General features: G+C 36.1%; 8 protein-coding genes. 2 read left to right on the plus strand and 6 right to left on the minus strand.

Translation table 11 applies throughout. The features are described 5' to 3' along the window. Positions 1-5,929, minus strand: a 5,929-nt coding sequence (locus ABD940_RS09040; protein ID WP_345202656.1) for a beta strand repeat-containing protein, incomplete at its 3' end; no start/stop codon positions are given. A 119-nt stretch (positions 5,930-6,048) separates the two neighbouring features. Then, complete coding sequence (locus ABD940_RS09045) at positions 6,049-6,678, minus strand: hypothetical protein (protein ID WP_345202659.1); 630 nt, start codon at positions 6,676-6,678, stop codon at positions 6,049-6,051. A gap of 570 nt (positions 6,679-7,248) precedes the next feature. On the opposite strand from ABD940_RS09045, the gene ABD940_RS09050 reads away from it, so the two are divergent. Further along, positions 7,249-8,859, plus strand: coding sequence for a helix-turn-helix domain-containing protein (locus ABD940_RS09050; RefSeq protein WP_345202661.1), 1,611 nt, complete (start codon positions 7,249-7,251; stop codon positions 8,857-8,859). Between the two features lie 112 nt (positions 8,860-8,971). Here ABD940_RS09050 and ABD940_RS09055 read toward each other — a convergent pair whose 3' ends face one another. From ABD940_RS09055 to ABD940_RS09065, 3 genes are read right to left on the minus strand one after another with little or no spacing between them, the layout of a single operon-like run. Further along, entirely contained in the window at positions 8,972-9,397 is a 426-nt protein-coding gene (locus ABD940_RS09055) for a hypothetical protein (protein ID WP_345202664.1), read from the minus strand. A 6-nt stretch (positions 9,398-9,403) separates the two neighbouring features. Then, a complete protein-coding gene (locus ABD940_RS09060; protein ID WP_345202666.1) occupies positions 9,404-11,950 on the minus strand; it encodes a beta strand repeat-containing protein in 2,547 nt (848 codons plus the stop codon). A 5-nt stretch (positions 11,951-11,955) separates the two neighbouring features. Then, the gene (locus tag ABD940_RS09065; RefSeq protein ID WP_345202669.1) at positions 11,956-12,441 is read right to left on the minus strand and encodes a T9SS type A sorting domain-containing protein; all 486 of its coding nucleotides are present in this window, start codon (positions 12,439-12,441) and stop codon (positions 11,956-11,958) included. Positions 12,442-12,698: 257 nt separating this feature from the next. On the opposite strand from ABD940_RS09065, the gene ABD940_RS09070 reads away from it, so the two are divergent. Then, positions 12,699-14,615, plus strand: a complete 1,917-nt coding sequence (locus tag ABD940_RS09070) for an ATP-binding protein (protein ID WP_345202672.1) — start codon at positions 12,699-12,701, stop codon at positions 14,613-14,615. Here ABD940_RS09070 and ABD940_RS09075 read toward each other — a convergent pair. Beyond that, positions 14,595-15,302, minus strand: a complete 708-nt coding sequence (locus ABD940_RS09075; RefSeq protein WP_345202674.1) for a LytR/AlgR family response regulator transcription factor — start codon at positions 15,300-15,302, stop codon at positions 14,595-14,597. The genes ABD940_RS09070 and ABD940_RS09075 overlap by 21 nt on opposite strands. Between the last annotated feature and the right edge of the window lie 4 nt (positions 15,303-15,306).

Here is a 15,306-nt window from a genome sequence, read left to right on the forward strand (position 1 = left end):
ATCCTGTACCTACACTAAGACCAGGTGCTGCTGTTACCAACATTGAAGCGGTTACGTTTTCATCCCCTTCAATTGCGTCTAAACAACCATCATTATCAGAATCTAAATCAAGATAATCCGGAATACCATCTCCATCTGTGTCACAATAGCTTGTAAGCAAAATATTGTAATCATCATAATCTATGGTTTGCCCGGAATTTGTAAGTTCATAAATATAAACTCTCACCTTGTAGCTTGTACTTGGATTTAGCTTGTATTTATTAGTATTATATGGAACATAGGTAGCATTCTGCAATGCATTGATATCAGTAATCAAAACACTATTTGATGTAAAGTTGTCATCAGAAATGGCTATCGCTACTTTATATTTATTGGTAGCATGTGTACCGTCATTAGGCCACCAAAATCCATTTCTATCATTAATATAATGTGTTGAAGTACCGAAAGCAGCTGTAGTAAAGCCATACTCTACATAAGCATTCTTAACCACCGCATCAGCGTAATTAGTTGCTGTTATACCGGTAAGCCAAGCTAATGAAACATTCTTAGTTCTGCTGGTAATTCCAGAGCCTATGGTAGATTGTGATCCACTACTGATGTAAGTGCTTTGGACTCCGGTTGCACCCCATGAGTCTGCAGTATTATGAGTCCAGTCTATTACACTTCCAACATTGGTAGAACATTCATTAGCATCTAATATACCGTCATTATCATTATCAAGATCTACAGAATCAGCAATGCCATCATTGTCAGTATCAAGAGGCAATGTCGCATAAGTGATATATCTTCCTGTATTTTCAGCATCAAAACTGTGATTATGTACCCATTTTCCACCACTATAAATACCTGGTACAGATATCACATTGGTAGTGAATGCCGCATCATCAGCAATAATCATTCTTACATTATTTCCGCCTACAAAAGAAGTTCCATATGTAGAAAGATCTGCTGAGAAATAAACTGTACCCGTTGCATTCGTACGTTGCGACAACCATGTTCTCTGAATACGTTGCCCTGCAGAACCGTTAACCGTAATACTGTTTAGTGCTGTAGCCGTCACATTATTATCTCCGGCTACGAAATATTTCTGATCTCCTGTAAGTGCAGTTCTGGAAGCATCAATATTCTGAGAAACGAAGTCATTGCTTGTTGCCATGGTAAGAATAGTTCCGGCATTCACACTCTTAGAAACCTTTTGATGTAAAGATTCAATATCATCTTTAGCCAATCCAAAAATGTTATTGTTATAAGTGGTATTCAATGCACCACTCCAAACTGTACCATCTGCAGTAGAGATATAGTTGTCTGTAGCAACACGTCCTAAAGTAATACCATATTTGATTGCCAGATAAGTATCTACTTTTCTTCTTTCCGCGGCTGTGATATTTCCTCCACCATAAATAATAGTTTCACCAATATCTCCTACAATACCTCCATTGTCACTGCCACTGCCTGTAAAACGTGTATCTCCAAATACGTGACCTCCCAAAGCAAGTCCTACAGCAGTATTATTTGCAATAGCACCATTAGCAGCACCATTCAATCCTCTTGCTAATGTTGAAGCAGTAAAGGTATTGTACATAATGCTTGGAATTGCAGTAGAGAAATTCACACCGGAACCCACAAACTGTGTTCCTCCTCCCACAACTCTTCTTTCGATTGTTGGGCTTACAGGCCAGAATCCTGTATAATCCCAAGATGCAATACTGGCACCTAACGCATTATTTTCTGTAATACTGAAAAAGTGAGGAGTTGGGCTTCCGGGAGCCGTCATTCCTTCCTTCGTTACCGTAAAGATGTCATTGCTTGTATTGGTAATCGTTTGGGTAGTGATATTACCTAACCCCTGAGTAATTGCCGTAAAGTTGATTCCCGGATTGAAGTTGAAGTAAGCTGCAGCCCCGATTTTATATTTAGGTAATGCAACAGCCGGCATCTGAGCGACGATTGTACCTCCAAAGTAATCTTTCCAGGATGTTACATCCGTTGCGTTACCTGTGTTGGTCGCATCAATATCTGCTCTGTACCATTGGCTCAATCCGTTGATAACCCCCCCCGGAGCGTGTGCAAATGCTGCAAAAGTAAAATACTGACCGTTTGCCAATGTCACATCTGCATAGTTGTAAGTTACCCCATTTACAGTCTGAGTATTAACGGACATATCCGTTACCGTATCTGTATTGTCAATCACTGCATCAGAACTCTGAATCAGTCTAAGCGCAGATAAACCTGCAGGCCATGCTACACGTACAGTTCCAACGGTTCCCGTATTCTGAGCTTTCCAGATCGATTCAAAACGATAATTTACTCCTGTAATTCCGCTGATAGGAACGGAAAGACCTTGTCTTAATCCGTTGTCTCCTACCATCAGGAATTGTCCGTCCGTCAAAGTGTTAGTGTTTAAAGCATTGGTGTCTGCCAATGTTCCTCCAGCTCCGATAATTAATCTCTGTCCATCATTAATACTTTTTGATTGCTTTTGATTTAAATCAGAGACATAATCATATGCAACACCCAAAATGTTATTATTGTAACCTGTATTCACAGAACTGCTCCATACATTCGTAGAGCTACTGCTCAGGTAATTTGGAGTATTGACGATATCTAATGTAATACCCCCTTTGATAGCCAGATATGAATCGACCTTGTTGACATCATTTGCAGATAGTGCACCATCGAAAACGATAGTTTCAGATAATGTTACACCTGCTCCGCCGTCATCTCCTCCATTGTTTGCATTTCTACCAAATATAATACCTCCATTAGGTCCAGTGGTAGTATTTGAGTATGTAGAACTCGCTCCTGCTACACTTCCGTTTAGTGCTCTTGAAAATGCTGTGTTGGTAAAGCTATTTCGGGCAATGGTTGTATTGGTAAACTGAGTATATTTATACCCCGTTGCAGCAGAATAAGACATAACCGTTGTTCCTGCAGCATTTCTAAGTCCAACAATATCTGCCCCAATTCCCGGACTGTCATAAGATGCACCACCCGTTAAGTTTGAATAACCTAATCCAACAATTCTATCTCCTGTAGCCACACCAGTACTTGTATACACTGTATAATTTCCTCCTGTAGTAGGATTTAACACACTTGTGTTCCCTAATGCATTGGCAGCAACAAATGTTACAGCAGGGTTAAAATTAAAGTTAGCACCTATTCCGTCGATTGAAGTCGGAGCAGATGTAGTACTTGATAGCGCAGGTATAACAGGTACCTGACCTGCCGAATAATCTGTCCAGGTTGTTACTGCGCCAGTTGCCGGAGCTAATCCTTTATCAGCTCTGTACCAAAGTGAAGAAAGTACACCTCCCGGAGCATGAACGTATGCCGCGAAAGTAAAATAATTTCCATCACCAAGTGTTACAGTTGCTGTATTATAAGTCACACCATTAACTGTTGTCGTTCCGGACATCGGAATAAATGTATCTGTTGCATCTATAGTTGCATCCGTAGAACGCACTAAGTGGAATGCCTGCATTCCTGTCGAAGGCCAAGCTATTGTAACCGTTCCTACACTTCCTGTATTTTGTACTTTCCAGATAGAAGCAAAACGATAATTAGTACCTCCTGCCGGAGCAGCCGGATTAGCCAACGCTACAGAAAGCCCCTGCTTTAATCCATTATCTCCTACGATTAAGAACTGTCCGTTTGTAAGAGTATTTGTATTAAGAGCATTTGTGTTCGCTAAAGAATTTCCTGCTCCAATAATTAGCTTTTGTCCAGCATTTATACTAATAGATTGCTTTTGATCTAATGCAGAAATAAAGTCATTAGCAATTCCAAAAATGTTATTATTATAGCCTGCGTTTGTAGAACCATTCCATACATTAGCTGAAGTACTGCTTAAATAATTCGGAGTATTGGTATTATCTAATGTTATACCTCCTTTAATAGCAAGATAAGAATCTACTCTGTTAACCTCGTTTGCCGATAAAGCTGCATCAAAGACAATAGTTTCAGCCATTGTCATTCCAGCACCATTGTCATCACCACCTGCGTTTGCATTTCTTCCTAATACAATTCCTCCATCTGGCCCTGTTGTTGTACTGGAATAAGTAATATTTCCTCCAGGAACAGCTCCATTGAACGCTCTTGTAAATAATGTATTGGTAAAACTGTTTCTTACAATTGTAGTATTTGTAAGCTGATCATATCTATAGCCTGTAGCAACTGTACTAAATAAAGGAGCTGCTCCCGTATTTGTTCTAATAATCACGTTATCGGCACCAAGTCCAGGACTATCATAAGAATTACCTCCTGTTAAATTTGAATAATTTAATCCTACAACTCTATCCCAGCCACTTCCCGTAACCGGAGTAGTACTTGTATAGACTGTATAATTTGCTCCCGAAAGAGCATTTAGAACACCGGAGTTTCCTAAAGCATTTGCAGCTACAAATGTTACTCCTGGGTTAAAGTTTAGATTAAGTCCGGTTCCAGCCACTGAAGTTGGAGCTGAAGTACTGCTTGATAATGCAGGTATAACAGGCACTTGACCTGCAGAATAATCTGTCCAGGTTGTAACAGCACCAGTTGCAGGCAATAATCCTTTGTCAGCTCTGTACCAAAGCGAAGAAAGAACTCCACCGGGTGCATGAACATAAGATGCAAAAGAAAAATATTCTCCATCATTAAATGTTACAGTTGCAGTGTTGTAAGTAACTCCATTAACAGTTGTAATTCCTGTCATGGGAACAAAAGTGTCTGTGGCATCTATCGTTGAATCAGTAGAACGTATCAATTGAAAATTCTCGAGTCCCGCAGGCCATGCTATTGTAACAGATCCTACTCCTGTGTTCTGAACCTTCCAAATAGAAGCAAAACGATAATTAGTAGCACCTCCCGGAGCGGATGGATTAGCTAATGCAACAATAGGAGCTTGTTTTAAACCATTATCACCGACAATAAGAAACTGCCCATTTGTAAGGCTGTTTGTATTTAATGCATTGGTTCCAAATAGAGATCCTCCATTTCCAATAATTAGTTTTTGTGCAGTATTAGTACTTGTAGATTGTTTTTGATGTAATGCAGACGCATCATCTCGCCCAATTCCAAAAATATTACTTGTAAAACCTGAATTAGATCCTGCATTCCATACGATTTGGTTTGCAGACGTTACATAGTTTTGTGTTGACGTCAAAGTAATTCCGTACTTTACAGCCAAATAACTGTGAATTTTTTCAAGATTTGCATCGGCTAAATCTCCACCCGTTGTGCTATGGTAAAGAATTACTTCTGCAATATCTCCATAAAAATTATCCCCAGTTGTACCATCAGCTCCTATGTAAGCACCTGTTGTCGGCAATGAATAAGCTCCTCCAGTATATGGATAAGGAGACGTATAGTTTTTCTTTAATCCGTTATAAAATCCTCTTTGTGTTCCCTGTACCGCAGTTTTTGGAAGAATTGAAGAGTATATACCAAGATCCTCCGGTGAAGCAATTGCTGCTGCTGAAGAGTTAAAGTTATTTCCTATAGAAGGAAATGCAGTAGTGGCTCCTTGTCCTGAATAAAAGAATCCATCATCATTTCCTGCAATAGCAAACAAACTCTGATAGTTGGTATTTCTATTTGTTCCTTTTGCAACTACAATATAATGAACAGAGCCTGCTGTATTTAAATAAGCTGTAGTATTGTTTCTTAAATAATTATTGGTTCCATCAAAAGTAACTGTTGGATTAAAATTTAATGTACTATTATAAGTTGTCTGGTCATTATACGGCAGTATTGCGGATCCACTTGGTGTAAGAGGAACGCTGTTTGTCGAGGAAGATGTCCATTGAGTTACTAATTTACTTGCATTAGTAGTCACTCCGTTGTCTCCTTTATACCAAAGCGACAAATCTGTAGAAATCCCTCCCGGCGATTGTCCAAATAGTAGTAATGGCGCTGATATCGCTATTAAAAAAGTTAATATTCTTCTCATTATTTAATTATTTAGTTATTGTTTTTATCCTGTGATTCTTAATTGGGAACAAAGAAGCACAGTAATAATGGCATGATTATTAACAGATTCTTTTTGTTTCCGTTAATCTTAGCCTTATTTTAAAATAATTGAATGGAAAAATAGGGTGGCGGTCGCTGAAAATTTTTGCCTATAAGTGAAATAAAAAAAGTGTTTTCTTTGAAAAAACACACCAAGTATATGCTTACGAAAAGCATTAAGTTTAAAACGAAAAATTTATTTATTGAAAATAATTTGAGCTGCTGAGTAGTTGTCACCACTGCTTTATCCAGCCCTACATCAAAATGGGCAAATTCTTTATCGTGAGGGTTGGTAAAATAAAACTGAGGAACAGAAGGTGATTTTTGTACAGATTTCTTTGTGCTTTTTTTACTTTCCGCATTACTTTTTACCCTCTCTTTTTCTTTTTTCTTCGAGATTTCTTTTTTAGTATCGATCTTAACGATAACAATTGGCGTAGTAATTGAATTGTCTAAATTGGTAAATTGAGCATCATCTGTTACATAAATTTTGACAACATTATCCTCCTGAACATCATTAAAAAGTTTAAGAGAATCTGCTTCAACAATTTTTTCAGTTGAAATATTATCTGGAACAGTTGCGTTTAAAGGTTCACACCAGGAAATGACTGAAATAAAAAAAAGAAAGAATCTTCCCCTTGTAGCTAGGGAAGATCTCTCTTTAAATTTCTCACTCATTCGTGTTTTCATTTTTCAAGTGTGTTATTAGAATCGTTTGTGCCCAATAGGTATTTTAACATATCAGTTTTGGAACTCTTCCCCAGCAACTATCTATCCGAACTCCAAAGTGATATTATTTGTTTTTTCTTAAAAAAATCTATAATTAGAAAGCATCCACACAGCATTGTTTTCAATTTTAAATTAAAAACTAATAAAAACTCAGACGTGTTCTAAAGTGCCTGTTTTTATGATGTTTTAATTCAGAATTGCAAGCAATAATATAAATTAGTTAAAAAGCTCACAAAGTAATTATTGAATAATTTGATGATATATTCATTTTAAGCTGTTATTTGTTTTAAAGACAAAAAAAATTCATTTTACAAATAAGATAATATGATATTCAGTAATTTACATGTTTAATTGGCTGAATGATTACAGGAAATGATTAAAATAAAAATTAGAATAGAAAAAAGATATGTGTACTTTTACAATAATATTGCGATAACATATATTTCAATAAAAAAAGGTTATTTAAAGAATATTAACAACTATGCTTTTTTAATCTTTAAAATCCAATAATTTTTAAAAAAAAATAATTCCATGAAAAAAAATTTTTATTTGCTTTTCCTTCTGTTTTCATTTCATTTCTTGTATTGTCAGCAATACCCCAAAACTGTAAAAGACATAGAAAGTCAGTATAAAAAAAATATATCGAAGTATCCTACCCCCAATGATATAGAGAAGCTAAAGGAATTAATAACTGCTTCAGATAAAATTGATTATAAAGAAGGGGCAATTAAAGGTAAAATGATTTTACTTAATATTTACAATGAGCTTTCAGATTATAAAACATCCTTAGCATTAATAAAAGAAATAGAAAGTTCAGATTCTGTAGGGAATGGTAGAATGTCTAGTCTCAGTATATTTAAGTCAAATATTAACAAAGCAATGGGATTAGATAAAGAAGCTTTAAAAAATCTCCAAAAAGCATTACAATATGCGAAATCAGTTTCGGATCCAGATGGAAGACATATAAAATCGGCGCAGGTTTACGCTAATCTTGCCTTATATTATGATTCTAAATCCCCTAATGCATTACTTTCTAACTTGCAAAAAGAACTATATGAACTAAAACAATTAAGTGAAAAGACTTCTGAGGAAAAGATTACAAAATACACTAAAATTGTTCTAAATAATATTAATATTGGTAATTATTATCTAGGGGTTGTTAAGCCAATGCGTCTGGATCTTGCCGAGCCTTATTATCTCGGTGTCTATTCATATAAAACGAGCCAACCTATAGTTTTTGAGAATAATGCAATGAATATCTTAAAAGGAGTTGGTCGTTTTTATCTTGAAAAAGGTGATTATCATAAAACCATTGAAATGGCAAATGAGATTCTTGTAAGAGAGAAACAAAATAGAAATCCCACTCATAGATTATTTGGTTTCCAGCTTCTTGCAGACTCGAATGAAGAATTAAAAAACTCAAAAGAACAAGCTAAATATACTTTACTTTACGCAAAATTGAATGACAGTTTAAACCTGATCGCAAAAAAAGAAGTTGGAAAAGAAGTTGATCAATTAATAACCACCGTAAAGAAAGAAAAGGACAACGAACATAATTCCAATCTAAAAACTATCCTTTTGTTAGTAGGTGGATTTATTATCATATTTACCTTAAGTATATGGTGGTATTGGAGGAATAAGAACAGGAAACTTAAAATAAAGTACCATGAGGTAATCAAAAAGCTTAATGAAGAGTCTGATCTTAGCGATACATCTCTTGAAATAGATGAAATAAATAGCGAAACCGAGACCGAGGCTAAAGCTCCAATTAAAATATCAGAAGATAAAGTAAAAATAGTACTTGCACGAATGAATAGATTTGAGAAATCAAAAAAATTCCTGAAAAAAGACATCAGTTTACCGTGGCTTGCCAATTATGCAAATGTGAATACTAAATATCTTTCACAAATTATTAGAAATGAAAAGGATAATAATTTCAACGGATATATAAACCAGCTCAGAATAAATTATATTTTAAGAAAGCTATATGAAAGTCCGGTTTATAGAGAATACAAAATAAGTTACCTTGCTGAAGAATGCGGGTTTGCTTCCGCTCAAGTATTTGTAATTGCTTTTAAGAAAGAAACAGATCTTACTCCTTCTTACTTTATCCAAAACCTGAATGCCGAAAGTATCGCATAAATCAAATACTAGTATTAATCACTATTGGAATTGTAAAATAAACATACAGATAAAAAGGCTGCCTCATTTTGAAGCAGCCTTTTCCTTAGTTGAAAAAATCTATTTGTGGTTATTAATTTTTAGGAATAGTTTTTTTAATGTCTTGTATTGTTAAATTAGAGCTTGGCAATAATCCTTGTGTATTGGATCTGCCATTTGAAACCGCAGCCGATTTCTGAGATTTTCTTCCAGGAACTGAAGCCAAAACTTCATCCATACTTGCTGTATTGGCAAGTAACTTTCCTGAGTTGTTACTGCTTGATTCCTGTTTAGGAGCTTGTTTTTTTACTTCAAGTCCCTGATCTGAAGCCAAAACAATCGTTGTGGGAGGCTTTTGAGCTGCTCTTTCCTGAGCCTGTTTCATCATTTTTGCCTCAAATTCCTTTGATTCTTTGTATGATGCTGCTTCCTGTGTCTGGGTTTCTGAAACTTTTTTATTTTCCTGTGCATAAATATTTAAGCTTAATGCCAGAAAAGCGATGATATATAGTGATTTCATGGTCGTTTATTTAATGTTTACTAATACTTTTATTTTTCCGATTCCGTTTTGGTCATAATCCTGAAGTGCTTTACCGATTACCTGTCCTATTTTTACTTTTTTAGGATTGGCTTTCATGGCAACTCCGGATTTTGATGAAGTCACTAAAAGATCGCCTCTTTTAATTTTTCCTCCTTCCATGCAAACTTTCGTAGGAATTACCCCGATTACTCCCATCGGAACTTTTCCGAATAATTCAGAATCAATATTTTCTTCTGTTAAAAGAACTCCCGGCTTTGTTGCATAAACTCCTGCAACCAGATTAGAATATGGTTTTGAAGATTTTTCTACCGTTCTGTCCGAGTCTGTTGAAATAATTAAGATATCTCCCGGTTCGTATTCTGAAGTATTTCCTTCTACATCAAAAGCTTCGGCAACGTCGGCACCACTGTTTTGAGTTCCTCCGTTGAAGAATCCTGTACCAGCTTTGTTAATTCTCGCCACATTTGTACTTGCACTTTGATAGACCGCAATATTACCTGATGGACCTTGATGATTAACAAGTAAGGTAGATCCTGTACCAGTTGTGGTTATATGAACGACCGGCTGACCGTTTGCATTATTAAAGTTTCTAAAGTATCCTGCTTTACCAGTTCCAAAGTTAGGAACCCAACCATAGATAGCATTCCCCGTTCCGTCTACTGAAGCTTCAACACCATCTCCGCTTCCGCCGGCATTCGCTGTAATTCCGTTTCCGGCACCATCTGTTAATGCCAGTAATGCAGGTCCGTTTCCACTGGCATTTCTTTGATAGAATAAACCTGCGTAACCGCCGGTGCCAATAGATTCCCCGTAAACTCCCGCCGTTCCGAAATTGGCAAATATTGAATTTACTTTACCGTGTAAGGCAGCAGAAGTACCATTGGTATTATCTACAAAGAAATCTCCTGCCATACCGTTTCCGACTGTTTTTGCAGTCACTACAGAATTGGTGTTTGATGTATTGAAGTTTTGGAATTCCGCAGGTTTTCCTAAGCTAAATGTTGGTGTCCAGCCATAAATTGCACGACCGGCTCCATCAACATTAGCCTCTACTGCGTCTCCATCTTTTCCGGCATTGGCAATGAAAGCATCACCGTTACCGTCTGTAATGGCAACCAAAGCACGCCCGTTTCCGGTTGTATTTGATGAATAGAATAAACCACCGAAACCTCCCGTTCCTGAAGCTACTCCAAAAATACCTGCAGCTCCGAAGTTTCCAAATATAGTTTTGGTTTCACCTCTTACGGCAGCACTTACACTGTTTGTATTATTAGAAAGGAAAGAAGAAACGTTTCCTAAAGTATTATCAGGAATATTTCCTGTACTGTTAGATTCTACTTCGAAAGTATTTCTGTCATTTGATGCATTTAAGTTTTCAAATCTTCCGGCACGTCCTTTTCCACTGCTAAGACCAACCTGACCAAAAACCCCTACAGAAGTTCCTGTTGTATTGGTGGCAACAAAACCTCTTACTCCGTAACCTCCGCCGTCGTTTCTACCGACAACGGCTCCTGCAATATCACTTGTGTTTCTTCCTACAACTGCTTCACCTGCGCCATTATTATCCCCGATAATTCCGGCAGATGTTTGTGCTGAAGTTGCTCCATGCACAGCAAATCCAGATCCTGTAGAACTTTCGATACCGGATCCTGTTCCTGTTGAGGAGACATTTATTACTGTTCCGTTTCCAACGGTATTAGCGTTAAGAACATTATTGCTGTTAGCATTATTAAATATGCTTATCGCTGCGGCAATACCATTTGTACTTGTTGCGTTCAGACCAGTTCCCGAATTACTGTTAGCATACAATCCGTACCCCGCTGCTGAGGAATTTCCATAAACTCCAATACCTGCAGGAGTAACTCCGTAAACTCCCCATCCGCTTCCGTCCTGGCTTCCCCAAGTTCCGATTCCTAAACCTCCTGTTCCGCTGTTCATCCCGCGAACGGCTGAAGAAAATCCTCCGGGAGCTGTACTGGTAACCATACCTCTTACCGCGGCAATACTTGATGTTGTTGTACCGTTAACCCCTTCCAAAGATGTTCCGTCTCCTGTGTTTGTTAAAGAAAATAAAGTTCCGGCATTATTCACAGAATTTGTATAAGGAATTGTGAATCCGCCACCGCCGCTACCGGCAGTTTTTGCGTACATAGCGTAAGGAACGCTTAATAGTTGACTTGTTCCTGTAATGGTATACGTTGTACCACCTGTAGGATCTGTTTCTGTTTTTAAATAATAGCTTCCTGAAGGCCAGTTTATCGTATTGAAAGTTCCAGAAAGAACTGTTCCTGTGCCAAGTTCCATAGTAAGAAGCCCGTTTGCGTTGGTGCTTCCTGTTAGTCTTTCAGAATAAACGACTGTTCCTGCTGGAGAACCCTGCAAAACACTCACTCTTACTCCTACACTTTGATTAGCTAAAACCTGTCCTCCCGTGTTTCGGACGATTGCCTGGTAACTCATTTTTTCGGGCGCCTGTGCAAAGGCTAGGTGTGTACCCAACACAATTCCCGCTGTCAGTAATATTTTTTTCATGGTTGTTATTTTTTAATGATTTTAAATGTTTTGATGTTTTTACCTTCTTGAGTGATCCTGATGATATACATCGCAGATGGAAGAGATGAGAAGTTGAATTCAGATTTTGTCTGAGTGATTTTATCCGTTTTAATCAGTTTTCCCTGAGCATCGTAAAGCTGATACTCGGAACCTTTAAAACTATTTGTCGTAAAGTCGAGATACAGATAATCTTTGAAAGGATTCGGATAAATTAAAATGCCTTCTTCAGTTGAATTTGAGGTTTCATTGGTTGCAAGTGTAGTGATTTCGTAGACCTGTTGTACGCCTTCTGAAACCTGACGGCTACTCCCTTTCACGAGGTAAGCGACCTGTCCTACACTATAAGAAACTGTGCCGTTGCTTCCTGTAGCATTTGCTCCTGCTGTCATTACCGATGACTGTGCTTTCATCAGACTGACGGGAGTTAAGAGCAAAATAAGAAAGAAGCATGGAATAGATGTTCTTTTCATATAAAATGGTTTTGTGGTTATTAATTGGTTTTGTCAAAATTTTAAAGAGAATTCTGAAATGCTAAATTACCATATAACGAAAACGGATATTTTTAAAATAGATAAACGACTGAAAAAATCGACGAATGACATTTAATAAAATATTATCTTAGTGGAAATAACACATTATGATTGCAAGATGTATACTTTTCATTTTATTCTTGCCTTTAACACTGTATTCGCAGGAATTTTCGAAACTTGAATACTTTAAATCGGAATTGAAAAAAAATATTTCTGAAGAGAAACGTTTTGACTTACAGCAAAGTCTTATCAATATTTACAGAATTTATAATCCGGACAGCTGTCTTTTTTATACACAGAAAAACCTTGCTTTAATCAAGAAAGAGAATTGGAACTCAAAAAAAGGAAAAACGCTTTTAGGCTTAGTAAGTTTTTATACCGAGAAAAACACTATTAATCAAGCTCTTAAATATAATAAAGAATCTTTTGCAATTAATACAAAAAACAATGATGAATATACATTGGCAGATAATTATTATATGTTTGGAAGACTTTCTCATCAGAAAGGAGAGCATGCAGAAGCTGTCAAAAATTATTTGAAATCAATTGACCTCGGTACGAAAAGTAAAAACCTCTGGATCGTTAATTCAGCATACAGAAGCCTGGCGTTCTTATATTTAGATGAATCCAATAAAGAAAAATCTTACGAAAATATCAACAAAGCACTGAGAGCCGCTCAAGAATCCAATTCGCAGGAAGCATTAGGATTTTGTTATGGTGTTTTGGCGGAAATCGACAGAAGTCTGGGAAAATTAAAAGAAGCTCAAATTAATTTTGAAAAAGCTGATCAATATTTCAAAAATACACAAAATGAATACGGACAGGCTTGGCTTTTTACCAATTGGTCACTTTTGGATGTCAACAAATTGATGGAAAGTTATCAAATGCAGTTGAAAGCGCAGGAAATCTGGGACAAAACTTCGCCCAATCATTATATGTCTGTTGCTAATCATTACAATATAGCTTATACATATCTGGATTTTTATAAACAATACGGAAAATATCAGAATCAACTGAAATGGAATAAAAATCAACTTTTAAAAGAAGCCCAAAAAGAATTTGATATCAGTAAAAATATTGCTGAAAAAAATAATAACAAGCAATGGGTAATGTTCAATTATCTTGGAATGTCGGAACTAAGCAGATTGAAAGGAGATCTAGATGATTATGCGGAAAATATTCAGGAATATTACAATACAAAAGATTCTATTTATTCCCAAAGTCGAAAAAATGAAATGGCAAAACTGGAAAGCCAAAAAATTGTCGAACAGAAAAATAAAGAAATTATACTTAATAAGCTGATTATTAAAAATAAAGAAAGAGAAAAATTATATTACATTTTAGGTCTTTTTGCACTTTTGATCATCGGAGTTTTGATGTTTTTTCTGTATAAACAATCGAAAAAGAACAGCGACAGACTTCAAAAACTAAATACAGAGCTGGATAAAGCCAATAAAACCAACATGAAGTTTTTCGGGATCCTCAATCACGATCTTAGAAGTCCTGTTGCGGGATTAATTTCATTTTTACATCTTCAGAAAGAAGCTCCGGAAATGATGGACGATGAAACAAAAATACGTCTGGAAAACAAAGTCATCAATGCTTCCGAAAAACTACTGCAGCAAATGGAAGATCTTCTGCTTTGGAGTAAAGGTCAGATGGATAATTTTTCTCCTGAAATTAAAACCGTTTTCATCAAAGATATTTTTAAAGACATCGAAGAAAATTTTTCATGGTTGGAAAATATTGAATTTAAGTTTGATTTTCCTGAAAACATGACTATTTCAACAGATCAAGAATATCTTAAAACCATTACAAGGAATTTAACCAATAATGCTGTAAAAGTTTTGGAACAAAAAGAAGGTGAAAAAATAATTCTTTGGAAAGCCTTTTCAGATGAAAAGAATAATTACCTCAGCATAACAGATAATGGAGAAGGTGCGTCGATAGAAAAATTTAAAGCATTATTTGATGACAGCGTAACGATCGGAACCAAAAAAGGATTGGGTTTACATCTTATCAGAGATCTTTCCAAGGCAATTAATATGGAAATTGAAGTTAAATCCGAACAAAATAAGGGAAGTACAATTACATTAAGCTCCAAAAAAATCTAAATTACCTTTATATGCTCTTCCAATCGGCAATTTTATCTGATGTACCAATTCCACTTCATGCGTATTTTTACTTCTGATCAAATGTCTCGGAACGGCATAACTTTTATGAATTCTTATAAAGGAATCGAAATAACTTTTATGCAAAATATTTCCGATAGAATCCAAAATACAGTGTTTTTTCTCTGTAGTTACAATTCTTGTGTAATCTTTCAGGGCTTCAAGATAAAGAATATCGCTTATTTTAATCTGTGAAATACTGTTCCCTTCTTTTATTCTGATATTGTTTTCACCGACAAGTGCGTCAAAACTTTCAGATTTTTCCTTCATTTCAAAAAAGTCAAAAAGTTTGTGCATAGAATATATAAAACGATCTGATTTTAAAGGTTTTGTAAGAAAGTCAAAAGTATCAACTTCAAAGGTGTTGATTGCATATTCAGGATGTGAACTTACAAAAATACACGCAGGAATTTTTTGTGTCATTTTTCGGAATTCGATGCCGCTCATTCCGGGAAGATCTATATCTAAAATAATAAGATCGATTGCAGTATTAAGATGAGGAATAGCCTGTTCGGCAGAATCGAAAGAGCCTACAACAGCAATGTTTTCAAATTGCTTGATGTGTTGATGAAGAACTAATCGATCCAGCTCATCATCCTCAATAATCATACATCTAATATTGCCAATCATGATT

Origin of the sequence: Chryseobacterium ginsengisoli (assembly GCF_039542325.1) — a bacterium.
In the GTDB taxonomy this organism is placed as follows: Bacteria; Bacteroidota; Bacteroidia; order Flavobacteriales; family Weeksellaceae; genus Chryseobacterium; species Chryseobacterium ginsengisoli.

Excerpts from the sequence above, each read along its gene's own strand:
- ABD940_RS09045 (WP_345202659.1), bottom strand. The coding sequence starts at position 6,678 with ATGAAAACACGAATGAGTGAGAAATTTAAAGAGAGATCTTCCCTAGCT.
- ABD940_RS09050 (WP_345202661.1), top strand. The coding sequence starts at position 7,249 with ATGAAAAAAAATTTTTATTTGCTTTTCCTTCTGTTTTCATTTCATTTC.
- ABD940_RS09055 (WP_345202664.1), bottom strand. The coding sequence starts at position 9,397 with ATGAAATCACTATATATCATCGCTTTTCTGGCATTAAGCTTAAATATT.
- ABD940_RS09060 (WP_345202666.1), bottom strand. The coding sequence starts at position 11,950 with ATGAAAAAAATATTACTGACAGCGGGAATTGTGTTGGGTACACACCTA.
- ABD940_RS09065 (WP_345202669.1), bottom strand. The coding sequence starts at position 12,441 with ATGAAAAGAACATCTATTCCATGCTTCTTTCTTATTTTGCTCTTAACT.
- ABD940_RS09075 (WP_345202674.1), bottom strand. The coding sequence starts at position 15,302 with ATGATTGGCAATATTAGATGTATGATTATTGAGGATGATGAGCTGGAT.